At 43.9% G+C, this 26,627-nt stretch carries 22 protein-coding genes; 20 read left to right on the top strand and 2 right to left on the bottom strand.

Annotated elements, in window-relative coordinates; genetic code table 11:
• Positions 1-352: 352 nt before the first annotated feature.
• The 3 genes from ACHUGF_RS09445 to glpK all read left to right on the top strand — a co-directional run bounded on the left by ACHUGF_RS09445 (position 353) and on the right by glpK (position 3,886).
• On the top strand, positions 353-1,699 hold the full coding sequence (locus tag ACHUGF_RS09445; RefSeq protein ID WP_394130681.1) for an outer membrane protein transport protein: 1,347 nt from the start codon (positions 353-355) through the stop codon (positions 1,697-1,699).
• 145 nt (positions 1,700-1,844) lie between these two features.
• Positions 1,845-2,372 carry a nuclear transport factor 2 family protein gene (locus tag ACHUGF_RS09440; protein ID WP_394130680.1) on the top strand — a complete coding sequence of 176 codons (528 nt, stop codon included), beginning with the start codon at positions 1,845-1,847 and terminating at the stop codon, positions 2,370-2,372.
• Between the two features lie 14 nt (positions 2,373-2,386).
• Positions 2,387-3,886: a glycerol kinase GlpK gene (glpK, locus tag ACHUGF_RS09435; RefSeq protein WP_394130678.1), complete on the top strand. Its 1,500-nt coding sequence runs from the start codon at positions 2,387-2,389 to the stop codon at positions 3,884-3,886.
• A gap of 26 nt (positions 3,887-3,912) precedes the next feature.
• Here the strand turns inward: glpK and ACHUGF_RS09430 are convergent, their stop codons facing one another.
• The gene (locus ACHUGF_RS09430; RefSeq protein ID WP_394130676.1) at positions 3,913-4,185 is read right to left on the bottom strand and encodes a hypothetical protein; all 273 of its coding nucleotides are present in this window, start codon (positions 4,183-4,185) and stop codon (positions 3,913-3,915) included.
• A gap of 543 nt (positions 4,186-4,728) precedes the next feature.
• Between ACHUGF_RS09430 and mraZ the strand changes: the two genes are divergently transcribed.
• The 15 genes from mraZ (at position 4,729) to lpxC (ending at position 21,742) form a co-directional block, all read left to right on the top strand.
• Complete coding sequence (gene mraZ, locus ACHUGF_RS09425; protein ID WP_394130675.1) at positions 4,729-5,187, top strand: division/cell wall cluster transcriptional repressor MraZ; 459 nt, start codon at positions 4,729-4,731, stop codon at positions 5,185-5,187.
• Between the two features lie 47 nt (positions 5,188-5,234).
• Positions 5,235-6,176 (top strand): 16S rRNA (cytosine(1402)-N(4))-methyltransferase RsmH, encoded by a 942-nt coding sequence (gene rsmH, locus ACHUGF_RS09420; RefSeq protein WP_394130673.1) that lies wholly within the window; start codon positions 5,235-5,237, stop codon positions 6,174-6,176.
• Between the two features lie 12 nt (positions 6,177-6,188).
• Positions 6,189-6,503, top strand: coding sequence for a cell division protein FtsL (gene ftsL / locus ACHUGF_RS09415; protein ID WP_394130671.1), 315 nt, complete (start codon positions 6,189-6,191; stop codon positions 6,501-6,503).
• 13 nt (positions 6,504-6,516) lie between these two features.
• Positions 6,517-8,253: a peptidoglycan D,D-transpeptidase FtsI family protein gene (locus ACHUGF_RS09410; protein ID WP_394130669.1), complete on the top strand. Its 1,737-nt coding sequence runs from the start codon at positions 6,517-6,519 to the stop codon at positions 8,251-8,253.
• Entirely contained in the window at positions 8,250-9,737 is a 1,488-nt protein-coding gene (gene murE, locus ACHUGF_RS09405; protein ID WP_394130667.1) for a UDP-N-acetylmuramoyl-L-alanyl-D-glutamate--2,6-diaminopimelate ligase, read from the top strand. Before ACHUGF_RS09410 ends, murE begins: the two co-directional genes overlap by 4 nt.
• Positions 9,734-11,104, top strand: a complete 1,371-nt coding sequence (locus ACHUGF_RS09400) for a UDP-N-acetylmuramoyl-tripeptide--D-alanyl-D-alanine ligase (RefSeq protein ID WP_394130665.1) — start codon at positions 9,734-9,736, stop codon at positions 11,102-11,104. The genes murE and ACHUGF_RS09400 overlap by 4 nt, the downstream gene beginning before the upstream one ends.
• Positions 11,105-12,187 (top strand): phospho-N-acetylmuramoyl-pentapeptide-transferase, encoded by a 1,083-nt coding sequence (gene mraY, locus ACHUGF_RS09395; protein ID WP_394130663.1) that lies wholly within the window; start codon positions 11,105-11,107, stop codon positions 12,185-12,187.
• A gap of 4 nt (positions 12,188-12,191) precedes the next feature.
• Positions 12,192-13,511 (top strand): UDP-N-acetylmuramoyl-L-alanine--D-glutamate ligase, encoded by a 1,320-nt coding sequence (murD, locus tag ACHUGF_RS09390; protein ID WP_394130661.1) that lies wholly within the window; start codon positions 12,192-12,194, stop codon positions 13,509-13,511.
• Complete coding sequence (gene ftsW, locus ACHUGF_RS09385; protein ID WP_394130659.1) at positions 13,504-14,721, top strand: cell division protein FtsW; 1,218 nt, start codon at positions 13,504-13,506, stop codon at positions 14,719-14,721. The genes murD and ftsW overlap by 8 nt, the downstream gene beginning before the upstream one ends.
• Complete coding sequence (murG, locus tag ACHUGF_RS09380; protein WP_394130657.1) at positions 14,718-15,833, top strand: undecaprenyldiphospho-muramoylpentapeptide beta-N-acetylglucosaminyltransferase; 1,116 nt, start codon at positions 14,718-14,720, stop codon at positions 15,831-15,833. Before ftsW ends, murG begins: the two co-directional genes overlap by 4 nt.
• Entirely contained in the window at positions 15,826-17,292 is a 1,467-nt protein-coding gene (murC, locus tag ACHUGF_RS09375; RefSeq protein WP_394130656.1) for a UDP-N-acetylmuramate--L-alanine ligase, read from the top strand. The genes murG and murC overlap by 8 nt, the downstream gene beginning before the upstream one ends.
• Before the next feature lie 113 nt (positions 17,293-17,405).
• Positions 17,406-18,176 carry a cell division protein FtsQ/DivIB gene (locus ACHUGF_RS09370; RefSeq protein WP_394130655.1) on the top strand — a complete coding sequence of 257 codons (771 nt, stop codon included), beginning with the start codon at positions 17,406-17,408 and terminating at the stop codon, positions 18,174-18,176.
• Positions 18,173-19,408: a cell division protein FtsA gene (gene ftsA, locus ACHUGF_RS09365; protein WP_394130653.1), complete on the top strand. Its 1,236-nt coding sequence runs from the start codon at positions 18,173-18,175 to the stop codon at positions 19,406-19,408. Before ACHUGF_RS09370 ends, ftsA begins: the two co-directional genes overlap by 4 nt.
• 26 nt (positions 19,409-19,434) lie before the next feature.
• Positions 19,435-20,622, top strand: coding sequence for a cell division protein FtsZ (gene ftsZ / locus ACHUGF_RS09360; protein ID WP_394130651.1), 1,188 nt, complete (start codon positions 19,435-19,437; stop codon positions 20,620-20,622).
• Between the two features lie 199 nt (positions 20,623-20,821).
• The gene (gene lpxC / locus ACHUGF_RS09355; RefSeq protein WP_394130650.1) at positions 20,822-21,742 is read left to right on the top strand and encodes a UDP-3-O-acyl-N-acetylglucosamine deacetylase; all 921 of its coding nucleotides are present in this window, start codon (positions 20,822-20,824) and stop codon (positions 21,740-21,742) included.
• 2 nt (positions 21,743-21,744) lie between these two features.
• Here lpxC and ACHUGF_RS09350 read toward each other — a convergent pair whose 3' ends face one another.
• Complete coding sequence (locus tag ACHUGF_RS09350; RefSeq protein WP_394130648.1) at positions 21,745-22,200, bottom strand: DUF721 domain-containing protein; 456 nt, start codon at positions 22,198-22,200, stop codon at positions 21,745-21,747.
• Positions 22,201-22,227: 27 nt separating this feature from the next.
• Here ACHUGF_RS09350 and ACHUGF_RS09345 point away from each other — a divergent pair, with 27 nt between their 5' ends.
• Positions 22,228-23,130 (top strand): M23 family metallopeptidase, encoded by a 903-nt coding sequence (locus ACHUGF_RS09345; protein WP_394130646.1) that lies wholly within the window; start codon positions 22,228-22,230, stop codon positions 23,128-23,130.
• A 50-nt stretch (positions 23,131-23,180) separates the two neighbouring features.
• Positions 23,181-25,898, top strand: a complete 2,718-nt coding sequence (secA, locus tag ACHUGF_RS09340) for a preprotein translocase subunit SecA (protein ID WP_394130644.1) — start codon at positions 23,181-23,183, stop codon at positions 25,896-25,898.
• The last annotated feature ends 729 nt before the right edge of the window (positions 25,899-26,627 follow it).

Raw genomic sequence — 26,627 nt, 5'->3', positions numbered from 1 at the left:
CTTTGTAGCAGAGGATTACATAATAGTATGATTCTGGTCACGTTTTTCAGCGAGTGCTCACTCTGTTTGTTACACATATTTACATTTAAAATCATAGTCTTGTATTTAACTACTTTATACGCTGCTTACTTTGGCTTACAAGTGTTTATCAATTTGTTTTGTCACATGCGCAAAATGAGACCTCTGTCACAATAATTCCCCTAATGAACTGGCTAGTTGCACTATTGCAAAGCATCTAACAAAAGAGTAACGTGCCCCCGTTTTGTGTTGAGTTTTTACTCTATTTGCGGAATTATCACTGTCGCAAATCGCTCGTAGTAAACAAAACACGCCAATCAACGAGAGAAGCATAATGAAAAAAACAATCGTTACTTTGGCTGTTAGTGCAGTCGTTCTTAGTATGAGCTCATCAGTCTCTGCTGCTGGTTTCCAACTAGCTGAATATTCGGCAACAGGTTTAGGCCGTGCTTTTGCAGGTGAAGCAGCAATGGCTGATAACGCCTCTGCACAGTCACGCAACCCTGCTATGTTGACATACCTTGAAGGTCGACAGTTATCAGCAGGTGGCATTTATGTTCAGCCAAACATTGATGTATTAGGTGATATCAGTGTGGAATCAGCACTTCTTGCTGATGCCATCATGATTAATGGTGATGCAACAGACGTAGCTGGTGGCGCATTAATTCCTAACTTCTACTATTCAAACCAATTAAATGATCAGTGGACCTGGGGTTTATCGGTTAATTCTAACTATGGTTTATCGACTGAAATTGATAGTGCTCATGCAGCAGCCATTTTTGGCGATTCTACAGCGATTACTACTGTTGAGTTCAATCCAAACATTGCTTACAAAGTGAATGAGCAATTTAATGTGGGTGCAGGTATCCGTGTTGTTTATGGTGAAGGCGAAATCAGTGCCTCAACACCTGCATGGGTGGAAGGATTAAAAGCGATTCCAACTTTACCTGATGCCGTGAAAGCACAAATTCCAAGTGCAGGCACCTCACTAAAAGCAATGGAAGGTGATGATATTGCTTTGGGTTGGAAAATGGGTGCTAGCTGGCAGATTAATCCAAATCATCGTCTTGGCCTTGCTTATCACAGTGGTGTGGAATTAGAACTTGATGGTCATGCTTCTGGTTTAGCTTATGTGGGTGCAGATGGCGGTGAGATCCCAGGCTACTTACCACTAGAGTTGCCTGCTTTTGCTGAATTAGCATCACATCATCAACTCACTGAAAATTGGGCGATGCACGCAAGTGTAAACTGGACTCAGTGGAGTGTGTTTGAAGAGTTAGTGGCTTATTTCCCTGATGATAAACCGATTTCAGGCGAGCCATCAGATTTGGTTAAAGTAGAAAACTTCAAAGATAACTGGCGTTTTGCAGTTGGTACCACTTACGACTTAAATGATAAGTGGTTACTTCGCGGCGGTATCGCGTTAGATAAAACCGCAGTTGATGATGAGTATCGTACCACTACTATCCCTGATGCTGACCGTTTATGGTTTAGTGTAGGGGCAGGTTACCAAGCCAGTGATAAACTAAGCGTAGATTTTGCGGTTACCTACATTAACATGCATGGTGATGCGCCAATCACTGAGCACCAAGATTTATTTGGTTTAGCGAATGTGACCTTTGATGGTGAAGCAAGCGGTGATGTCTGGTTGGCAGGCATACAATTAAACTATAAGTTGTAAATGGTTTTGGCATTCCACTGTATTTATTTAGTGAGTGGAAATTGTGCTGTAACTGAATAATGTAGCTATTGGCTATGATTATTTTATCAAATATTAAGCCCTGATATTTTCAGGGCTTTTTTGATCAAAATCAGTAGCTATAATCATGATATCAATTAGTGATTTGGGAATGAATGTGCTGCGGATAACCACCTTATTTATCGTGACAGTTTTGATGTGTACTAGTGCGGGTCTCAGCTTGAGTGTTGTAGCACAGCAATCGGATGTATCTTCTGTCACGCCTATTAATCAGAAATCTGAATCAAATCCTCAAGCTGTTGATCTGGTACATACCTTGATACATGCATTTAATGGGGAAGATTTGCCACTCATTGAGCAATTAGTGGCTGATGAGGTGAAATGGTTCAACGTCAGTGTGGCTAAGATGGACATTCAGACTGAGGGTAAAGCGGCTTTAATGCAGAGCATGCGAGCTTATTTCGATTCAAAATATGCAACTAAGTCAACGATTTTGGATTATTTATCGTCGGCCAATTTTGTATCGACAGTCGAAAAAGTGACCTATAACAGCTCACAAGGTAAGCGTGTTTCACAATGCAGTGTGGCAGTGTTTGAAATAGAGCATAAGTTAGTCAAGGCCGTCTGGTATTACCCGAGTCACAAGTGCGATTAATATAAGGATAAATGATGGCCGATAAACAATTTATTGTTGCATTAGATCAAGGTACAACAAGCTCAAGAGCTATCGTGTTTGATCGCCAAGCAAATATAGTGGCTATTTCTCAACGTGAATTTACCCAGCACTATCCTAAAGCTGGCTGGGTGGAGCATGACCCGATGGAAATATGGTCATCGCAAAGTTCATCGTTGACCGAAGTGTTATCACGGGCGGGTATTACTCATGAACAAATCGCTGCGATTGGTATTACTAATCAACGAGAAACGACAATTGTCTGGGATCGGTTGACGGGTAAACCTGTTTATCCAGCTATTGTGTGGCAATGTCGCCGCAGCCAACATATCTGTGAGCAGTTAAAAGCCCAAGGCCATGAAGAGCAAATTCGAGCTAAAACAGGATTAGTGTTGGACCCTTACTTTTCGGCGACCAAGATCAAATGGATATTAGATAATGTCGAGGGCGCGCGTGAGCGAGCTGAAACTGGCGATTTATTATTTGGTACGGTAGATACTTGGCTGGTATGGAAGCTGACTCAAGGTAAAGTGCATGTGACTGAGCCGACCAATGCTAGCCGTACTATGTTGTTCAACATCCATCAACAGCAGTGGGATACCGATTTGCTGCAATTGTTTGATATTCCACCTCAAATGCTTCCTGACGTTAAGCCTTCTTGTGGTCATTATGGTGATACTGGCATTGTCGGTGGCAAGATAGCGGTAGCGGGCATGGCCGGTGATCAACAAGCGGCATTATTTGGTCAGCAATGTATCCACCAAGGTATGGTGAAAAACACCTATGGTACAGGTTGCTTCTTGTTAATGAATACAGGTGAGACAGCCGTTGAATCTCACCATGGTTTATTAACGACCATGGCAGTAGGTGAAAATGGTCAGCCTTGTTATGCCCTAGAAGGCTCGGTATTTATGGGCGGAGCGATATTGCAATGGTTACGTGATGAGCTTGGATTAATTGCTCATGCAAAAGAAAGCCAAGCCATTGCTGAGTCTGTCGCTGATACCAATGGGGCTTATTTAGTGCCCGCATTTGTAGGCTTGGGCGCGCCATATTGGGATGCTGATGCACGGGGGGCGATTGTCGGTTTAACGCGGGGAGTGAACCGCTATCATATAGTGAGGGCAGGTTTAGAAGCGATTGCTTATCAATCATGTGATGTGATTGCAGCGATGATCAAAGATTCTGAGGTTGAACTCACTGAGATCCGAGTTGATGGCGGCGCTGCTGCCAATGATTTGTTAATGCAGTTTCAAGCGGATATGAGCCATGTCGAAGTTGCTAGGCCGCAAGTTATTGAGACGACAGCGTTAGGAGCTGCCTTGTTAGCGGGTCTTGCTGTTGGGGTGTGGCAATCTACAGATGAGTTAGTTGATGTGGTGAATATTGAAAGGCAATTTTCACCACGAATGCCATCAGAAGATAGACAGCAAAGGTTAATTGGTTGGAAAAGTGCTATCGCACAAGTAAGTGATCACTTACCCATAGAAAGCTGAATAAGTTAACTCGTTAGTATTACACTTTACACTTCGACATCAATTTTATGTTTATCAGTCGTGCTAGTCAGCACTGCATCGTCGTCTGTGATGTCATCTTGCCTCACGTGGCTACGCGTTGTTTGACTCTTTGAAGTCATAGCTTGCTGCGTAGCTGGTGGCAGCTGTGATTGCGGCGCTTCATGGCTGTCCGCATTGATGGCAGCGCCAACGTTTACCTGTTCAACACGGCGCTTTTTATCTATTTTGATGCGCTTAGGTGTCGCCAACATGGCATATATGCTGTCTAATCCCGTCATAGGCTCCGCCTTAATTCTGTCATTCCAATCGACTCTGCTTGTTGATAACGACTAAATACTTTTCTTTTAGACTTGCGATTAACTTCGCTTTGCGCCCATAAATACTCAGCCTCTTATTTATATTATCGGTCGCATTTGAATAAAATTTAGCCATTGTCAAAATGATACCCTAACTTGCAACCGAAGAATGACTAAATACGTCATTAATGTATCTAGTATTTGTTTTTGTGTTGCATTTATGTCTTTTTAATCTATTAAGCGGATTAAAATACTCAGTATTATTACTTCATCTCAATACTGCTCAGTACAAAAAATAATCATTAGTGTAATAAATTGAACAAGTAAGCAGGATCTGTATCGATCTCATACTCAAAATTTTGATGATTTTTACAGTTGTTTCAATCGCCTGCTAAACCGCTTGGTATCTGGCTTTAATATCTTTTTTCTTTCCTTGACAACCATTGCATAGAGTCCCTAAACTTAACAATTGTGGGAAAAAGTGGATCTTTGTGGATCAAAAGATAAAAACAGGGAACAGAAATCGTGCTCAGAGGCGCTAGTGCTATCAATATGGATGCTAAAGGACGGATCGCTATACCAGCGCGATACCGTGACGCATTGCGTGTTGAACATGACGGCACTGTCGTGATTACGGTAGATATTAGTGCAGCCTGCCTTTTGATATATCCGTTACATGAATGGGAAAAAGTTGAAACTAAACTTATTGCCCTGTCGGATACCGTCCCCGATGAACGCGTGTTTAAACGCAAACTACTCGGTCACGCTCAGGATTGTGAATTGGATTCCCATGGCCGAATAGTGATACCCGCAGCTTTGAAGCAATATGCCAATTTGTCGAAAAAAACCATGTTAGTGGGTTTGAGTAACAAATTTGAGATGTGGGATGAGAACGCATGGCAAGAGCAGCAAGCAAAAGATAATGAGTTTATCGAATCGATTGATTTGTCTAGTAGTGAGCGACTTGCAGATTTCTCTCTATAAACTTTTTTGTTTATCAATTAATAATATCAACGAGATAAGAAGACACCATGACCCAAGAGTTTGCACATTTATCGGTACTGCTTAAAGAGACTGTAGATGGCCTCAATATTTCGCCGGACGGCATCTATATAGATGGCACGTTTGGCCGTGGTGGACATTCAAGAGAAGTATTAAAGCAGCTGGGTGATAACGGTCGATTGATTGCGATCGATCGTGACCCTCAAGCAATTGAAGCGGCGAAACAATTTGCCGATGATCCTCGCTTTCAAATTGTACATGGCGGCTTTGGTCAATTAGCCGAGTATGTGGAAGAACTCGGGTTAACCGGCAAAATCAATGGTGTGTTACTGGATTTAGGGGTGTCGTCACCACAACTGGATGATGCCGAACGTGGATTTAGTTTTTTGCGTGATGGTCCGCTGGATATGCGCATGGATAACAGCAAAGGCCAAACGGCTGCGCAATGGTTAGCTAAAGCTGAAATTGAAGACATGGCATGGGTGTTCAAAACCTATGGAGAGGAAAAAAACTCACGCCATATTGCGCGTTGTATTGCTGCCGATCGCGAAGAAACCCCATTCACGCGTACCAAAGAACTTGCTGATTTGATCGCTAGGATCACCAAGAAAAAAGAAAAAAATAAACATCCTGCAACGCGAGTGTTTCAAGCGATACGCATTTATATCAATAGTGAGCTTGAGCAAATCGATCAGGCGCTGGAAGGTTCATTACAAGCATTGGCACCGCAAGGTCGCTTGTCAGTGATTAGCTTTCATTCACTAGAAGATCGCATGGTAAAGCGCTTTATTCGTCGTCATAGCCAAGGTGAAAGTGTGCCTCATGGTTTGCCGATTACCGAAGACCAAATAAATAAAAACAAAAAGTTAAAAGGCTTAGGTAAAGCATTAAAGCCATCGGAAGCAGAATTAGAAGTAAACCCGCGTGCGCGAAGTTCAGTTCTGCGTGTGGCGGAAAGGTTGGACTATTAAGGGTGTTGTGACGTGACTCAATCATCACTGAATTTACCCCGTGTGGTGTTGCAAGATATATGGCATCACAAGTGGATAGTGTTATTAGCCATCATTGCGATGGCTAATGCGATTTTAGTGGTACATACCAGTGATGCGACACGCAAGCTCACATCACAGTGGGATAACTTGTTACAACAACAAGACAGTTTAGATATTGAATGGCGAAATTTGCTCTTGGAAGAGCAATCACTCTCTGAACACAGCCGAGTGACGCGTATCGCAAGTAAACAGTTGCAAATGGCACGACCACTACCGCGTGAGGAAGTGGTCATTCGCAACAAATAATGAGTTAGGGATAATGGCAAGACAAGCGAAGCGAAAAAAGAATCCGACACTTATTCCATGGCGTTTATACGTTGTGGTGGGGTTCGTTTTTTTGTTGCTTGGTAGTTTAATTGCCCGCGCCGCCTACATTCAAATCATTGAGCCTGAAAGGTTACGTCAAGAGAGTGATATGCGCACCTTGCGCACCACCAGTAATCAAGTACAGCGAGGCCTTATTACCGATCGTAATGGTGAAATGATGGCGGTTAGTGTCCCTGTGCGAGCGGTTTGGGCTGATCCAAAGCATGCTCATGACAAGGATGCATTCAGCGACATGCGCCGCTGGCAAGCACTTGCTGATGTATTACATGAACCCGTTGATAAATTAGTAAACAAAGTACAGCGTGATCCGAAGCGTCGTTTTGTGTACTTAAAGCGCCAAGTTACCCCTGCAGTTGCGGATTACATTCAGAAGTTAAAGATTGGTGGCATTTACCTGAAGTCTGAGTCACGTCGTTACTATCCGGGTGGAGAAATCTCTGCGCAATTGATTGGTATTACTAACATTGATGATGTGGGCATTGAAGGGATTGAAAATACTTACAATACCTGGCTAACCGGCACACCGTCTAAGCAGAAAGTACGTAAATCTAGAGACGGCAAAGTAGTTGAGCGCCTAGATATCGTGCAAGAGGGAGAAAGCTCTAACGATATTGTACTGAGTATTGATCAGCGTATTCAGCAGCTAGCTTATCGTGAACTTAAGCGTGCCACCGAAATGTATCAGGCCACTTCAGGTTCAGTTGTCGTGCTCGATGTACATACGGGTGAAGTGTTAGCCATGGTGAATACGCCTTCGTATAACCCCAATTCACGTCAAAACTTACAGTCACACCGGATGCGCAACCGTGCGTTGACAGATACCTTTGAGCCGGGTTCAACAGTGAAACCTTTTGTCGTCGCTGCAGCGCTTGAAGCTGGCACAGTGCAAAGGGATGAATTAATTCCAACTTCACCGGGCTGGATGCGAATTGGCGGCCGCCAAGTCCGTGACTCGAGTAACAATGGTGACATGTCACTTTCTAGAATTCTTGTGCGTTCTAGTAACGTGGGTATCAGTAAAATTGCGTTATCTATGCCTGTACAACAGCTCTTAGGCACGTATCAGTCGATGGGGTTGGGCAACTATTCCGGCATTAACCTGACTGGCGAAAGTGCAGGTTTAATTCAAGACCGCCGTCGTTGGTCAGACTTTGAAAGAGCCACATTATCTTTTGGCTATGGATTTACAGCAACGCCGCTTCAAATTGCCAGAATGTACGCCACTTTGGGCAGCGGTGGCATGTTGTATCCGGTTTCTATTATGAAATTGAAGCATCAGCCTGAAGGGCAACAAGTTATTGCTCCTGAGGTTGCCAACGATGTGATGCGTATGCTTGTTGGCGTAACCGAAGCGGGTGGTACGGCGCGTAAAGCTCACATTGAAGGTTATCCAGTTGCAGGTAAAACCGGTACGAGTCGTAAAGCTGTAGCCGGTGGTTATGGTGATGATTATGTCGCGCTATTTGCTGGCGTTGCACCGGTACATAACCCTAAATTAGCCATCTCTGTTGTGATTAACGAACCCAAAGGTGACAAGTATTATGGCGGCGATGTCGCTGGCCCTGCTTTTGCCAATATCATGTCAGGTGCGTTGCAGATGCTAAATGTTGAGCCTATTTCTAAAAGAGAAGCCATTAATTTGGCTGCTGCGCCAAGGAGCGCAGAATGATGTTGTTAAATGATTTACTAGCCCCATGGTTTCATTACTCAGGGGCTGAGCGTATTAGTGCGCTCACGTTAGACAGTCGCAAAGTATCTACAGGTACTTTGTTCGTTGCTTTGCCTGGTTTTCAGGTAGATGGCAGAAAATTTATTACTCAAGCCATTGAATCAGGCGCAGCCGCAGTACTGAGTCACACGGATGAACCGCAAGCGCATGGTCAGGTAGATATGACTGATGCACAGATCCCCGTGATTCATTTTTTCCAGCTGCACCGCCAGCTTTCTGCCATCGCAGCTCAGTTTTATCCAGTGAATCCTCGAGAGATGGCGATTATTGGGATTACGGGAACCAATGGCAAAACCTCAGTTAGCCAAATTGCAGCACAAATTATTGAATTAATGCAGCAAAAAGCTGCGGTTATGGGAACCCTAGGCAATGGTTTGTTACATGATTTAGTCGATAGCGGTAACACCACTGCCGATGCCATTACTGTGATGAATCAACTGCGTTGTTATCAAACATTAGGCTGCCAAGTTTGTGCGATGGAAGTATCGAGTCATGGTTTAGTGCAAGGTCGTGTTGAAGCGGTACCTTTTACTACGGCTGTTTTCACCAACTTAAGTCGCGATCATTTAGATTTTCATGGTGATATGAAAGCATATGCCGCCGCGAAAAAGCGTATATTCAACTTCCCGCAAGTTCAGCATGGCATCATTAATTTTGATGATGAGATCGGCAAACAATGGTTGGCCGAACTCGATGATGCAAAATATTGTTCATACAGCATGCAAGATGAACAAGCTGATTATTATTGTTCGGATATTAGATTCCATGATGCAGGTGTTGATGCCCGTATACATTACCCCGCACCATTTGGTGGTCAGCAAACGCTGCAACTCACATCCCCATTATTAGGTGCGTTCAATTTATCCAACCTATTAGCTGTGATTGCAGCTTTGCATCAGCAAGGTTACGACATGGCTGCAATGGTCAATGTGCTGCCAAAAGTGACACCCGTTCCAGGGCGAATGGAGCGCTTCAGTGGAGCTGATAAAGCCACGTTAGTGGTCGATTATGCCCATACACCTGATGCTCTTACTCAAGCGTTGAGTGCATTGAGAGTACATTGCCAAGGGCAATTATGGTGTGTATTTGGTTGCGGTGGTGACAGAGATAAAGGTAAACGACCATTAATGGCGCAAGCCGCTGAGCAAGGCGCAGATAAACTAATGGTTACCAGTGATAATGCGCGTAGCGAAAATCCACAAGCCATTATTGACGATATTCAACAAGGGCTTGAAACACCTGAGAAGGCATTGTTTGAAGTCGATCGTGTTGCAGCGATTAAGCAAGTGGTTGCGCTCGCTAAGCCAGGTGATGTGGTGCTGTTAGCTGGCAAAGGTCATGAAACATATCAAGAAGTAGCGGGCGAAAAACGCCACTATGATGAACGTGAACTCACAGCGAAGTTGATGGTGGCGGCCTTATGATTAACGTCACCTTGAGTCAACTCGCAACCGCTTTAAACGCAACGTTAGTTGGCGACGATATTATTATTGAGTCGGTCACAACCGACAGCCGTAAGATAGATGCTAATGGTTTGTTTTTGGCACTGAAAGGTGCGCGCTTTGATGGCCATCAGTTTGTTGGGACAGCCATAGATAACGGTGCAGTAGCACTAGTTGTTGACCATCAATTAGAAGTGGCAACTCCTCAACTTATCGTCAAAGACACGCACACGGCTTTAGGGAACATCGGTGCATGGGTATGCGAGCAAATCAATCCTAAGCGTATTGCATTAACGGGTTCAAACGGTAAAACCACCGTTAAAGAAATGGTCGCCGCGATTTTAGCCCAGCAACATCAGGTACTTTTTACTGATGGCAACTTTAATAACGACATCGGGGTGCCATTAACCTTGTTGCGTTTGACCGAAAGTGACCAATTTGGAGTGTTCGAATTAGGCGCAAACCATCAGGGTGAAATTAATTACACTTCATCTTTAGTGTTACCAGATGTGGCATTAGTCAACAATATCGGCAGCGCCCACTTGGAGGGTTTCGGCTCAGAACAGGGGATTGCTACCGCTAAGTCTGAAATCTTTAATCACTTACGTGACGATGGTATTGCGATTATCAATGCGGACGATAAGTACAGCGATTTCATGATTGAGCAAGCACAAGGCAAAAACGTTATTCGTTTTTCACGATTGGGTGCAGAGGCTGAAGTAACTGCAACTGATGTGGTAATGGATGAGCATGGCTGTTTTGGCTTTGCGATGCATTACCAGCAACAGTCGGTTCAAGTGCAATTGCCCTTAGCAGGTGAGCATCAGGTAAGTAATGCCCTTGCTGCTTGTGCTATATGCGTCGCGGTAGGCATTGATTTAGCTGATATTGCACAAGGTCTAATGGGCCTTTTACCAGTTAAAGGCAGAATGCAGCCACAACAGCTAGGCCGCTTTTTATTAGTTGATGATAGTTATAACGCCAACCCAACCTCGGTTAAAGCCGCAATCGATTGGCTTAACAAAAGTACACAATATCGTTGTTTAGTGCTGGGAGATTTGGGCGAATTAGGCGACAATGCTGCCCCTTTGCATGCAGAGATTGGGCAATATGCAAAAGATAAACACATAAATTCACTTTTTTGTTGTGGGAATTTAACCACTTATACAAGTGCAGCGTTTTCTGGTAGCCACTTCGATGAACTGCCGGCGTTGCTGCAAGCACTGAAGCATGAGTTAAATCGCGTTCAAGGGAAAATCACTGTACTTGTAAAAGGTTCGCGCAGTGCAGCAATGGAACGGGTGATTGAAGAATTAAAAAGCGCTTTTGAGCGTGGGGAGTTAGTGTAAATGTTGGCATATTTGGCCGAATATTTAACCCAGTTTTATAGCGGGTTCAATGTTTTTTCTTACGTTACATTCAGAGCCATTTTGGGCTTGATGACGGCATTGATCTTTAGCTTGTGGTGGGGACCAAAATTAATTGAGCGTTTGCAGGTCATGCAAATTGGTCAAGTAGTCCGTAACGACGGGCCTGAATCGCACTTTAGTAAACGTGGCACGCCTACCATGGGTGGACTGTTAATCCTTGCGGGGATTTTTATCAGTGTGCTGTTGTGGGGTGATCTTGGTAACCGTTACGTATTAGTCACTTTATTTGTACTGGCGAGTTTTGGTGGTATTGGCTTTATTGATGACTATCGAAAAGTCGTACGAAAAGACACCAAGGGGCTTATCGCCAAATGGAAATATGCCTTGCAGTCAATCGCAGCCTTAGTTGTCGCCGTTGTATTGTATGTGACGGCACAAACACCAGGTGAAACTCAGCTTGTGGTGCCGTTCTTCAAAGATGTTATGCCGCAACTGGGGTTAATGTACTTAGTGCTGGCTTACTTTACCATTGTCGGCTCAAGTAATGCGGTGAACCTTACTGATGGCCTAGATGGTCTCGCTATTATGCCAACCGTGATGGTTGCAGCAGCGTTTGCTTTAATTGCTTATTTATCTGGTCATGCTCAGTTTGCTAATTATTTGAATATTCCTCATTTGCCGCTGGCAGGTGAGTTAGTGATTGTGTGCACCGCAATTGTAGGTGCAGGCTTAGGCTTCTTATGGTTTAACACTTACCCTGCACAAATGTTCATGGGTGATGTAGGTTCTCTTGCCTTAGGTGCAGCACTGGGTGTGATTGCTATTTTGGTGAGACAAGAAATCTTATTGGTGATCATGGGTGGTGTATTCGTGATGGAAACCGTGTCAGTGATCTTACAGGTTGGCTCTTATAAATTACGTGGCCAACGTATTTTTAGAATGGCGCCGATTCACCATCACTATGAGTTAAAAGGCTGGCCTGAGCCACGGGTGATCGTGCGCTTTTGGATTATATCGCTGTTTTTAGTGTTGCTAGGTTTAGCAACGCTGAAGCTAAGGTAACCCTATGCAAAATCGATATTCACACATTGTATTAGGACTGGGCGCGACGGGGTTGTCTGTCGTGCGCTTTTTGATGCAAAAAGGGATAACACCTTTGGTGATGGACAGCCGTAGGCAGCCTCCTGGCGCTAAGACGTTAGCTGATGAATTCCCTGATATAGAGTTAGTGCGAGGAGGGTTTGATTGCCGTTATATCGTGCAAGCTCAGCAATTGATCGTCAGTCCAGGTATTGCGTTAGATACCCCTGAAGTGCGTGCTGCACTTGATATGGGTATCGAAGTGATTGGTGATATTGAGCTGTTTGCCAGGGAACTAGCCTCACGTAAACCTTGTGTGATTGGCATCACTGGTTCAAATGGTAAATCGACGGTCACCACATTAGTCAAAGATATGTTGGCGGATGCAGGTCATAAGGTGGTGATGGGCGGTAATATTGGTACGCCTGCGCTCGATTTGCTTAGCCAAGACGCTGATTTCTATGTGTTAGAGCTTTCAAGCTTCCAGTTAGAAACCACATCATCGCTCAATTGTATTGCCGCTGCCTGCTTGAATCTTTGTGAAGACCATATGGATAGATACAGTGATATCAATTCATATCGAGACGCCAAAGTACGCTTATATCAGCAAACACGCTTTTTGATGTATAACCGCGAAGATGAGTTGACTAAACCTGATGAACCCATGAATCAGAATAGCTTTGGCTTAGATGTACCAGAGAGTGATGGTTGGGGCATTGTTGATGGACAAATTTTTCACGGAACTAGTGAGATCATGGCACTAGATAACATTGGCATTATTGGTAGTCATAACCATGCCAATGTGATGGCAGCAATGGCATTAGTTGATGCTTGTGGCGTTGATAAAAACAGTATGGTCAATGTTGCTAAAGCGTTCAAAGGCTTAAGCCATCGCTGTGAGTTAGTGGCAGAGAAGAATGGTGTGTATTACATCAATGATTCTAAAGCGACCAATGTTGGCGCTACCGTTGCTGCCATTGAAGGTTTTGATTCGCATTTAGGCGATATTTACCTCATTGCCGGAGGCGACGGCAAAGGTGCTGACTTTGCGCCACTTGAGGGCGTGCTGTCACAAGTGACTGAGCTGATTACCTTAGGTGCAGACGGCGACAAAATTGCCAAGCTGAAGTCTGGCACTGTGCAAGTCAAAAATATGAAACAAGCGGTTGAACATGCTGCCGCTGAAGCGATGTCTGGCGATATTGTTATCTTGTCTCCAGCCTGCGCCAGCCTAGATATGTACAGTAATTTTATGGCACGGGGTGATGATTTTACCCAATGTGTGGAGCAAATTGCGGATGCCTAATGTTGAACAACAATTAAGTTTGTTCAAACAAGGCGCTAAATGGCGTTTACCGTCATTGCTGGGTGAAGAAAAAACTACAGGTTTACAGTTGTATGACCGTAGTTTTGTTGTGGCAATCCTTGCACTCATGGGGCTGGGTTTTGTCATGGTGATGTCGGCTTCGATGCCGGAAGCTACCAAATTAAAGGGCGATCCCTATTACTTTATTAATCGTCATGCATTTTATTTGATTGGCTGCTTTTTTATCGCTGCAGTGGTACTCAAATTTGAGGTGAAATACTGGGAACAACACAGTGGTTTGCTCATGCTTGTCGTATTAGCCATGCTGATTGCGGTATTGGTGTTTGGTACTTCGGTGAATGGTGCAAGACGCTGGCTAGTACTTGGTCCAATACGTATACAAGTAGCTGAAATAGCGAAGTTTATATTTATTGTATATATGGCTGGCTACTTGGTAAGGCGCCATGGCGAGTTGTTAGAGAATCGCAAAGGCTTCTATAAACCTATCGGTGTTTATGGTTTGTTTGCGTTACTCATTTTGTTCCAGCCAGATTTAGGCACAGTGGTTGTATTGTTTGTGTGTACTGTCAGTTTACTGTTTTTGGCTGGTGCGAGAATCGTACACTTTATTGTATTGATACTACTTGGCTTTTTAACCTTTGTATTTTTAGTTTGGGTTGAGCCATATCGAATGCGACGTGTGACATCGTTTATGGATCCATGGGATGACCCTTTTGGCAGTGGTTATCAGCTAACACAGTCATTAATGGCCTATGGTCGTGGTGATTGGTTTGGGCAGGGGTTAGGTAATAGCATTCAAAAATTGGCTTATTTGCCTGAAGCGCACACCGACTTTATTTTTGCCGTTATTGGTGAAGAACTTGGATTTATTGGCATTGTTGTAGTGCTCTTGGTGTTGTTCTTTGTTGCGCTAAGAGCCATCCGTTTAGGCAATTTATGTTTGATGGCGCAAAAACCATTTGAAGGTTATGTGGCCTATGGTGTTGGCATTTGGATTTGTTTTCAGACTGTGGTGAATGTCGGTGCGAGTATCGGCATGTTGCCAACTAAGGGCTTAACCTTGCCCTTTGTTAGTTATGGCGGTAGTAGCCTTTGGGTGATGACTGCAGCAGTAATGTTATTAGTGAGAATTGACCACGAACGGCGCTTGAGTTTAGTCCAAGCCGTTCAGGGTAGGAGCAGAACATGAGTTCGGTTGCATCAACATGTGCACCAAAAATATTAGTCATGGCCGGTGGAACTGGTGGTCATGTATTTCCAGCGTTAGCCGTAGCTAAGTATCTAGCTGATAAAGGCTGGCAAGTACGCTGGTTAGGCACGGCAGATCGCATGGAAGCTCGTTTGGTGCCTCAGCATGGGTTTGATATTGAATATATCGATATCAAAGGCGTCAGAGGCAATGGTTTAATCAGGAAACTCGCCGCGCCATTTAAAATTATACGCTCGATTATTCAGGCAAAGCAGGTTATTGCGGAATTTAAACCTGATGTCGTGCTAGGTATGGGGGGCTTTGCTAGTGGCCCTGGCGGCGTTGCCGCAAAGTTGAGCGGTATTCCGCTAGTGTTGCATGAGCAAAATGCCATACCTGGGATGACCAATAAAATATTATCAAAAATGGCAAATAAGGTGTTGTGTGCATTTCCCAACACATTTGCAGCAGACGTAAACAATGTAGATGTAGTAGGCAACCCAATTCGCCAAGAATTAGTGGCACTGGCAAAGCACAGGCAGGCTAATCATCAAGATGATTTAAAAGTACTGGTTGTGGGTGGAAGTTTAGGGGCCAAAGTGCTCAATGACACAATGCCCTTAGCTGTGGCGCAATTGAGCCAACAGCATAGCTTTACGGTGTGGCATCAAGTTGGAAAGAATAACCTTGATGCTGTAAAAGCTGCTTATCAAGCACATCGTCAGTTAGTGGCAGTCAACGTGGCTGAGTTTATTGATGATATGGAAGCGGCATACCGCTGGGCTGATGTGGTGGTTTGCCGTTCTGGTGCGTTAACCGTATCTGAATTAGCAGCTGTGGGTTTACCGAGCATTTTAGTACCTTATCCACATGCCGTTGATGACCATCAAACAATAAATGCATCAGTGTTGGTTGATTCTGGTGCTGGGGTCTTGTTACCTCAACCCGAGTTAACAGCTGATAGTTTGGCCAGCGTGCTAGGGAGTCTAGCCGCAGATAGAGATAAATTAGCCCTGATGGGGCAAAAAGCAAATGAAGTGGCTGTGGTGAATGCAACGGAATCTGTCGCCAATGTATGTGCTTCATTTGTGGGTAAGGGTAAAAATGACTAAGACAGAAAAGTATGCACAGCTCAGAAGTATGATCCCAGAAATGAGACGCATTAAGCGCATTCATTTTGTTGGAATTGGCGGTGCTGGCATGGGTGGAATTGCCGAAGTATTACTCAATGAAGGTTATCAGGTCAGTGGCTCTGATATTGCCGAGAATAGTGTTACCGAGCGTTTAGTTAAGTTTGGCGCGACAGTCATTATTGGTCATGAAGCCAAGAGTGTTAGCAACGTTGATGTGGTAGTGGTTTCTACTGCAATTGATAGTGAAAACCCTGAAATTGTTGCTGCGAAAGAAAATCGTACTCCCATTGTTCGCCGAGCAGAGATGTTGGCTGAACTAATGCGATATCGCCATGGCGTTGCTGTTGCGGGGACTCACGGTAAAACCACGACGACGAGTTTAATTGCAAGTGTATATGGTGAAGCAGAGCGTGATCCGACTTTTGTTATTGGTGGGCTGTTAAATAGCGCAGGAACCAATGCAAGGTTAGGTACCAGTCGTTACCTGATTGCTGAAGCCGATGAAAGTGATGCTAGCTTTTTGCATCTACAGCCTATGGTGAGTGTAATCACTAATATCGAAGCTGACCATATGGATACCTATGGCGGTGATATAGAGGTGTTAAAGAACACCTTCGTCGATTTTTTGCATAACTTGCCGTTTTACGGTGTAGCTGTGATGTGTATTGATGATGCAATCGTCAGAGAAATTATGCCAAGAGTCGGCCGTCAAATTGTGACTTATGGTTTTAGCGCTGATGCTGACGTGCAAGCTGTGAATTTTGTTCAGCAAGGCAATCATTCTAGTTTTACCGTGAAAAGGCAAGGTAAACCTGACTTAGATATTGTGTTGAATTTACCCGGCGCTCACAACGTATTAAATGCGTTAGCGACGATTGCAGTGGCAACCGAAGATGAAATTGATGATGCTGCTATTGTCGCAGCGTTAGCCAAGTTTGAAGGCATTGGCAGGCGTTTTCAGCATTTAGGTGATTTTGATACACCGAATGGTAACGTGATGCTGGTTGATGATTATGGTCATCATCCAAGTGAAGTATTAGCCACGATTAAGGCGGCAAGAGCAGGGTGGCCTGACAAACGATTAGTGATGGCATATCAGCCACACAGATATAGTCGTACACGTGATTTATATGAAGACTTTGTGGATGTGCTATCTCAAGTCGATTGCCTAGTGCTATTAGATGTTTATGCCGCTGGTGAGGCGCCAATTCCTGGTGCAGATGGACGCGCTTTATGCCGTTCTATCAGAGCTCGTGGGCAACTTGACCCAGTATTTGTATCAAGTCCTGAGCAGCTTACGGCGGTGTTACCAGACGTGTTGAGTAACGACGATCTACTGCTAACACAAGGCGCAGGTAATATTGGCGCATTGTCAAAAAACTTAGCTTCAAGTTGTTTAGGCTTTGATTTGATCAAAAGTATTAACGGAAATGATTGATTTGTGTGGATTTGTTTCTGAGATAAATCACACTTTAATAGTGTGTAATTGGTCGATATAATGACTGATCTCTGCGAGTATAATCACATTCATCGTGTAGAGAGGCTTTAACCGTGTCTTGGGGAGAAAAAGGACGTCAAGTAGCGCAAAGTTTCAGGCAGGTTAACTGGTATTTATGTACTGGGTTACTGTTTCTAATTAGCGTATTGTTTGGTGTTTTTTGGTCAGCGTACTCGTTACATGCATTGTTAAATGATGCAGACGCACTCCCAATTGAAGCTGTTGCCGTAAAAGGGGACAGAAGGTTTACCTCTGATGAGGAAATCCAGACTGCCCTGCAGTCGATGTTAGAGAATAGTTTTTTTAGTGCTGATGTGATGGATGTGCAGCAAGCCCTAGAGGGGTTGCCTTGGGTTTACCATGCATCAGTTAGGCGCGAATGGCCAGCTAGATTTAAAGTGACGCTGCAGGAACAGCAAGCCGCTGCTAAGTGGAATGGCGAATCTTGGGTGAATGTGAATGGTGAAGTGTTTGACGCCTTAGCTCACCCACAAGTTGCAGACTTACCAGAACTAGCAGGCCCTGATGATACAGCTGCAGAAGTGTTAACTGCTTATCAGCAACTGAATGAATTATTGAGTATAAATGGTTTCGCACTTGCCAGTTTGAATTTGAGTCCACGCCATGCATGGCAGGCTGTATTGGGCAATGGCATAAAGGTCAAGTTAGGACGTGAAGATAAGATGTCGCGTATACAGCGTTTTATTAATGTATATCCAACGCTGATGCAAAGTGACAGACAGATCGAAACAATTGATTTGAGATACGACACGGGGTTTGCCGTTGGTTGGCATAACACAGAAAAGAGAGTCGACGATAAATGACCAAAAATCTGGAAAAAAACCTGATTGTAGGGTTGGACATAGGGACATCAAAAGTAGCTGTCATTATTGGAGAGGTACTTCCCGATGGTGAGATTAGCGTCATAGGTTTAGGGAATCATCCTTCTCGTGGCATGGACAAAGGGGGGGTCAATGATCTCGACTCTGTTATGCGCAGTGTTAAGCGAGCTTTAGATCAGGCAGAGCTGATGGCTGATTGCCAAGTTGCTTCTGTTTATTTAAGTATCTCAGGTAAGCATATCGCTTGTCAGAATGAAAATGGCATGGTGTCGATTAACGATGAAGAAGTGACTCAAGAAGATGTCGATAACGTTATTCACACTGCTCGTTCGGTAAAAATACCAACAGAACGCCGCATCTTGCATGTGTTACCTCAAGAATATTCAATCGATGTTCAAGATGGTATTAAGAGTCCTATTGGCATGTCGGGTATGCGTATGGAAGCCAAAGCGCACATCGTAACCTGTGCCAATGATATGGCCAAAAATATTACTAAAAGCGTTGAGCGCTGTAATTTAACCGTTGATGACTTAGTGTTTTCTGGGATTGCCTCAGCAGATGCCGTACTCACTAACGATGAAAAAGATTTAGGTGTGTGTTTAGTGGATATCGGTGGCGGTACCACAGATATTGCAATCTACACCAATGGCGCATTAAGACACTGTGCAGTGATCCCTGTCGCGGGGAATCAAGTGACTAGTGATATCGCCAAGATATTCAGAACACCTCAGCCAAATGCTGAACAAATTAAAGTGCAATATGCCTCAGCTCGCAGTAACACGGTGAGCAGAGAGGAAAGTATTGAAGTCCCTTCAGTGGGTGGGCGACCGTCTAGAAGCATGTCGCGTCATACCTTAGCTGAAGTGGTTGAGCCACGCTATCAAGAGCTATTTGAGTTAGTGCTTAAACAGCTGCAAGAGAGTGGCCTAGAAGATCAAGTTGCGGCAGGTATTGTATTAACGGGTGGTACTTCATCTATTGATGGAGCTGTTGATATTGCCGAAGCGACATTTGGTATGCCAGTACGTGTGGCAACACCATTGCCTATAAAAGGGCTTTACGAATATGTGGACCAGCCTATTTACGCTACGGGTATAGGGTTGTTGCACTATGGGGCGAACAGAGTCATTGAGCGACAAACTGAACGACCTGAACGTCAAGGGGTTACCAGCTTCTTAAATAGAGCTAAAAGCTGGTTCAAGGGTGAATTTTAATAACGCAAATATACGGAGATCAGACAATGTTTGAGATCATGGACACTCATTCAGACGAAGCGGTGATTAAGGTCATCGGCGTCGGTGGCGGCGGTGGTAACGCTGTCGAACATATGGTTAAACACAGCATTGAAGGTGTTGAGTTTATCGTCACAAACACGGATGCACAGGCATTGCGTAAATCAGGAGCTGGCTCAACTATTCAATTAGGACGCGATGTCACTAAAGGTTTAGGAGCAGGTGCTAACCCAGAAGTTGGCCGTCAAGCTGCAGAAGAAGATCGTGAAAATATTCGCGCTGCAATCAAAGGCTCTGACATGGTATTTATTGCTGCTGGTATGGGCGGTGGTACTGGTACAGGTGCAGCACCGGTAGTGGCTGAAATTGCAAAAGAAGAAGGTATTCTTACCGTTGCGGTCGTGACTAAGCCGTTCCCATTTGAAGGCAAAAAGCGTATGACGTTTGCTGATCAAGGGATTGCAGAACTCGCAAAACATGTTGATTCACTGATCACCATCCCTAATGAAAAGCTACTAAAAGTACTCGGCCGTGGCACGACATTATTAGATGCTTTTGCAGCAGCGAATAATGTCTTATTAGGTGCAGTGCAAGGTATTGCTGAACTTATTACACGCCCTGGTCTCATTAACGTCGACTTTGCAGACGTGAAGACGGTTATGTCAGAAATGGGTAATGCCATGATGGGCACTGGTGTAGCAACTGGTGATGACCGTGCAGAAGAAGCTGCTGAAGCTGCTGTAGCAAGCCCATTACTTGAAGATATTGATTTAGCTGGTGCACGCGGCGTATTGGTTAACATTACTGCTGGCATGGATATTAGCATTGAAGAGCTCGAAACAGTGGGTAACCATGTTAAGGCATATGCTTCAGATAATGCTACAGTTGTTGTGGGTGCTGTCATTGATCCAGAAATGAGTGAAGAGCTACGTGTTACTGTTGTTGCTACTGGTATTGGCGCAGAGAAAAAGCCTGATATCCAATTAGTAACAAAGCCTGTTGCGACGCCAAAGCCAGAGCCAATTACGATTGAGCCTGCAGCGGTTGAGCCAGTAGACGAACCAGCGGCGCAACCAACAGTACAACACGGTCTAACAACGGGTAATACTGCGACACAGCAGCAACCTGCGCCAATGCAACGTACTGATGCAGATTACTTAGATATTCCTGCATTTTTGCGTAAGCAAGCAGATTAATTTGCTAGTAAAGATATAAGTTACAAACTTGTTGAGTGTAATGGTTTTTTTGTTATTGAGCTCACGTATTACGTTCATAAATTAGCTATTTTTTTGTGAAATGCCAAACTTGTGATAGTATGCGTGTCCAGCTCTGCGCAAGGCTTTATAGTATTTTAGTGCATCTGATTGTTTATTAAGAATATTTACGGGTAACTGAATGATTTTTCAAAGAACTGTTCAAAAAATGGTGAAGAGTACTGGTGTCGGATTACACTCTGGCAACAAGGTTACTCTGTGCATTATGCCCGCCCCGGTCAATACCGGTATTATCTTAAAGCGTACAGACCTAGATCCGGTTGTTGAAATTCCGGCGAAGGCAGATCTTGTACGTGAAACCACTATGTGTACAGCACTAGTGAATGATGATGGTGTACGAATCTCGACGATTGAGCATTTATTTGCAGCATTAGCAGGCTTAGGCATTGATAATGCAATCATTGAAGTTGATGCGCCAGAAATTCCGATTATGGATGGTAGTGCTAGCCCGTTTGTCTTCTTGCTGCAAAGTGCAGGCATTAAAGATCAAGCTGCGCCTAAGAAATACCTAAAAATTACCAAGCCTATCCGTGTTGAAGACGGTGATAAGTGGGCTGAACTAAAACCTTTCAAAGGTTTTAAAGTCGACTTCAAGATTGATTTCGATCACCCTGAAATCTCTCGAAGCCAACAGCATATGGTAATGGACTTCTCAACATCTGCATTTGTAAAAGATATCAGTCGTGCAAGAACATTTGGCTTTATGCGTGATATTGAATATCTACGTGCCAATAATCTTGCGTTAGGCGGCAGCATGGAAAATGCAGTTGTGCTTGACGAATATCGTGTCCTAAACCCTGATGGACTGCGTTATGACGATGAATTCGTTAAGCATAAGATTTTAGATGCATTCGGTGACTTGTATGTTGCTGGTCATGCTATCGTTGGTGAGTTCTGTGCATTTAAGACAGGTCATGCACTTAATAACCAATTAGTTAGAGCGTTACTTGCCCAGCAAGATGCTTGGGAATTAGTGAGCTTTGATACCGAGGCTGAAGTGCCTGTGAGCTTTATGGTGCCAGGCGGCGCTGTACTCGCCTAAACTTATTTGTTTTGCCTATCACGGCTGGCTAATGCAGCCAGCCGTTTTAGTTTTTCACCGAGTGACCCTTCAACATGTTCTGCTAATGCTTCAATGTGTTTTGCTGATTCAAGACTCAGTTTTGATTGATTAATTGGCTTGTTGGATTCAACTATTGCTAATCTAGGATTTATTTTTACTTCAATAGCAGTTAGCATCGGTAAAGTTTCAGCCTGAAGTTGTCGTAGTAGTTTAGGCTTTTGAAAATTAACTCTTGCAGCCCAAGCTGCAGATGTTGTTTCAATAACAAGAACACCCTGGCGGAGGTTAGCCACATGAAGCTGCTCTGCCACAGGACCTGCTAAAGCTTGCTTAACATGTTGGTTAAGATGATTTAGTAGTTCTGCTTTCTCAGCAAGCTCAGGGAATTTACCTGACAAGTGTAATAAGTTGCTGAGATCTTGAGGGGGCTTTTTCATATGATAATTAAATGGCTAAGATAGGCTATGAGTGTAACAGTTTTTATTCAAGGTCGGAATGGAGTAACCCGCTGGCAACCAGGCAAACGTTGGTTGCTACTCCCCATTATGTTGATGGTGGCAGGTACCGGTCTTTACAAACACAGCTCAAATCAATTTGAGCAACAGCAAGCTGAAGTTGAACATAATAATCAGCTGCGTGAACAGCAAGAACAACAAGTTGATGATTTAAAGTCAGCAACTGAGTCACAGCTTGCACTGTTGGTCACTCATGTGGCCAAAATGCAGGCAAAAGTGACACGTCTAGAGGCCTTAGGTCAGCAAGTCGCTGACAATAACTCAATTGAAGACCAGTTCGACTTCGCTAATGAAGTTGGCCTAGGTGGCTTTAATGAAGCAGGCCGTGAAATTGAGCTAAATCAGCTCATCAACGACATGAATTCTTTGGCGTCAAGAATCGATAATAATAATCTGCAATTATCGTTACTTGAAACCGTCGCTTCTAATCTCCATATAGATAAAGAACGCTACATTTCAGGGCGACCGATAACCAAAGGCTGGTTATCGTCGGCTTATGGTTTACGTAATGATCCTTTCAACGGTCGTAGAACGATGCATAAAGGCATTGATTTTGCGGGTAGTGAGGGTGCCGATGTAGTTGCAACCGCAGCAGGTGTAATTACATGGTCGGGAAGTATGTTTGGCTATGGTGAGTTAGTGGAAATTGATCATGGAAATGGTTACCACACTCGTTATGGGCACAATAAATCTTTGTCAGTAAACGTTGGTGATGTCGTTGCCAAAGGCGATAGAATTGCCAGTATGGGAAGCACAGGTCGTTCCACAGGCCCCCATGTGCATTACGAGGTCTTGCGAAATGGACAACAAATTGATCCGCGAAAATTTGTTTATCGCAAAGCTATTTTATAAATCAGGTAATTGCGCTTTTAGCGCCAACCAATTAGAGAAAAGTGATTAAGATGTTAGGTAAATTACTGACAAAAGTATTCGGCAGCCGCAACGACCGCACATTAAAAGGCCTTGGCAAAGTTGTCAAAAACATAAATGCATTAGAAGCAGAATATGAAAAACTGTCTGATGAAGAACTAAAAGCAAAAACGGCAGAATTTCGTGAGCGTTTAGAAAAAGGCGAAACCTTAGATGCCATTATGGCAGAAGCGTTTGCTACTGTTCGCGAAGCTTCAAAGCGTGTATTTGAAATGCGCCACTTCGACGTGCAGTTGTTAGGTGGCATGGTGTTAGACAGTAACCGTATTGCAGAAATGCGAACTGGTGAAGGTAAAACACTGACAGCAACCTTACCTGCCTATCTAAATGGTATTACAGGTAAAGGCGTACATATTATTACGGTCAATGATTACTTAGCGCGACGTGATGCTGAGTTTAACCGTTCGTTATTTGAGTTCTTAGGTTTAACGGTTGGCATTAACGTAGCCGGTCTTGGCCAAGCTGAAAAGAAAGAAGCATATAACTCAGATATCACTTATGGTACCAACAATGAGTTTGGCTTTGACTATTTGCGTGACAACATGGCGTTTTCACCGCAAGAGCGTGTCCAGCGTCCATTGCACTATGCACTTATCGATGAAGTTGACTCAATTTTAATTGATGAAGCGCGTACACCATTGATCATCTCTGGTGCAGCTGAAGACAGCTCAGAGCTTTATACTAAAGTAAATACGCTGATCCCTAATCTTATCCAGCAAGAAAAAGAAGACACAGAAGACGAAATAGGTGAGGGTGACTTCAGTGTTGATGAGAAAGCAAAGCAAGTTCACTTAACTGAACGTGGTCAGGAAAAAGTAGAGCAACTGCTAATTGAGCGTGGCATGTTAGCCGCAGACGATTCGCTTTACTCTGCTTCAAACATCTCATTGCTACACCATGTTAATGCAGCACTTAGAGCACACACCTTATTTGAGCGTGATGTCGATTACATTGTCCAAGATGGTGATATCGTAATTGTCGATGAGCATACAGGTCGTACAATGCCTGGCCGTCGTTGGTCAGAAGGTTTGCACCAAGCTGTAGAAGCAAAAGAAGGTGTTCAAATCCAAAACGAGAACCAAACACTCGCCTCTATTACATTCCAGAATTATTTCCGCCAATATGAAAAACTAGCGGGTATGACTGGTACAGCTGATACTGAAGCGTTTGAGTTCCAGCATATTTATGGTTTAGATACCGTTGTTGTGCCAACAAACCGCCCTATGGTTAGAAATGACATGGCCGATTTAGTCTACCTAACGGCAGATGAAAAGCATGATGCCATTATCAAGGACATCCTAGGCTGTCGTGAGCGTGGTCAGCCTGTGCTAGTCGGTACTGTATCTATTGAGCAGTCAGAGCTTTTAGCTATGTTACTGAAAAAAGCTAAAATCCCTCACAGTGTACTGAATGCTAAATTCCATGAAAAAGAAGCCGACATCGTTGCTCAAGCAGGTCGGTTGGGTGCGGTTACCATTGCAACTAACATGGCAGGTCGTGGTACCGATATCGTGTTAGGTGGCAACTGGAACATGGAAATCGCTGCACTGAATAATCCATCTGAAGAGCAAATCGCCAAAATCAAAGCAGATTGGCAGGTGCGTCACGATGAAGTACTTGCAGCAGGCGGTTTACATATTCTAGGTACTGAGCGCCATGAATCACGCCGTATCGATAATCAGCTTCGTGGTCGTGCTGGTCGTCAAGGTGATGCGGGTTCATCTCGTTTCTACCTTTCTATGGAAGATAGCTTAATGCGTATCTTCGCCTCAGACCGTGTATCAGGCATGATGAAAAAGCTCGGTATGGAAGAAGGTGAAGCAATTGAGCATCCATGGGTGTCGCGTGCGATTGAAAATGCACAGCGTAAAGTGGAAGCACGTAACTTTGATATTCGTAAGCAATTACTTGAGTATGATGATGTTGCCAATGACCAGCGTCAAGTTGTGTACTCACAACGTAACGAGTTGATGGATGCCGAAAGCATTGAAGATACCGTTAAGAATATTGAAGAAGACGTTATCACAGGCATCATTGATCAATATATACCACCGCAATCAGTTGAAGAGCTTTGGGATGTACCAGGTCTAGAGCAGCGTTTACAAAATGAATTGTCATTATCTATGCCTGTACAAGAGTGGCTAGACAAAGAAGATGACCTTCACGAAGAAACATTACGTGAGCGTATTCTAGAAACATGGACCACAGCTTATAAAGCGAAAGAAGAGATGGTTGGCCCACAAGTGCTACGCCAATTTGAAAAAGCTGTGATGCTACAAACACTCGATGGCTTGTGGAAAGAGCATTTAGCTGCAATGGACCATTTACGCCAAGGTATCCATTTACGTGGTTATGCGCAGAAGAATCCTAAGCAGGAGTATAAGCGCGAATCATTTGAGCTATTCCAGCAAATGCTGGAAACACTCAAACATGATGTCATCAGCGTATTATCTAAAGTTCAGGTACAAGCACAATCTGATGTAGATGAAATGGAGCAACGTCGCCGTGAAGAACAAGAGAAAATTCAACGCGATTACCAACACGCTGCAGCTCAAGGCCTAAATGAAGATGAGCCAGCACCAGCCGCGAATAGAACAGTTATTCGTGATGGTGAAAAAGTTGGTCGTAACGACCCTTGCCCATGCGGCTCTGGTAAGAAGTACAAACAATGCCACGGCAAACTGACCTAATTTAAATTGGGTTAAAATGAAAAGCAGCGATAATTCGCTGCTTTTTTGTTATTAGGTTTAAACAAAACAACCTTTAGCTAAATAACCACTTTGAATTGGAAAGCATCACAGATCAGTGTGCTGAAAAATTGACCGTAAAAACAGTAAATGTGGATAACTTTGGGGGTAAATGGTGGGTCAAATGTGGGTAAGCTGGCCAGTGCAAAAAAAACATAAAAAAAGCGATCTTTTTGTATAAAAGCCCTTGCGCGGTTTCTAAATCTCCCTATAATGCGCATCCACTGACACGGCACAGCGGCAAACAATTTCGGTATGCAGCAAACGTGACAGCTTGATTTGAATCGCAAATGAGCATCCAAATCAACGGCGAAAAGAAAGTTTGAAAAAACCCTTGACGCCACAACGGGAATGCGTAAAATACGCAGCCCTGACCGGTTGAAACGGTCAACGCTCTTTAACAATTTATCAAATAATCTGTGTGGACATTCACAGTGTTGAGAAATTCGAAATGACCTACTCATTTCTTTCATTAGAAAGGTAAGTCATCAAAATTTAAATCTCAACGAATGTTCATACTTGACACAAGTTAACTTTGATTGTCTTTGACACATTAAAGTTAGCGCATGACAGTAGAATTCATTGAGTCGAACGAAAGTTCGAAAAAACTTTTAATTGAAGAGTTTGATCATGGCTCAGATTGAACGCTGGCGGCAGGCCTAACACATGCAA

Origin of the sequence: Shewanella maritima, from assembly GCF_043643735.1 — a bacterium.
GTDB classification, from domain to species: domain Bacteria; phylum Pseudomonadota; class Gammaproteobacteria; order Enterobacterales; family Shewanellaceae; genus Shewanella; species Shewanella maritima_A.
The sequence above is the reverse complement of the archived record's forward strand: the minus strand, read 5'-3'. Positions and strand labels throughout refer to the sequence as shown.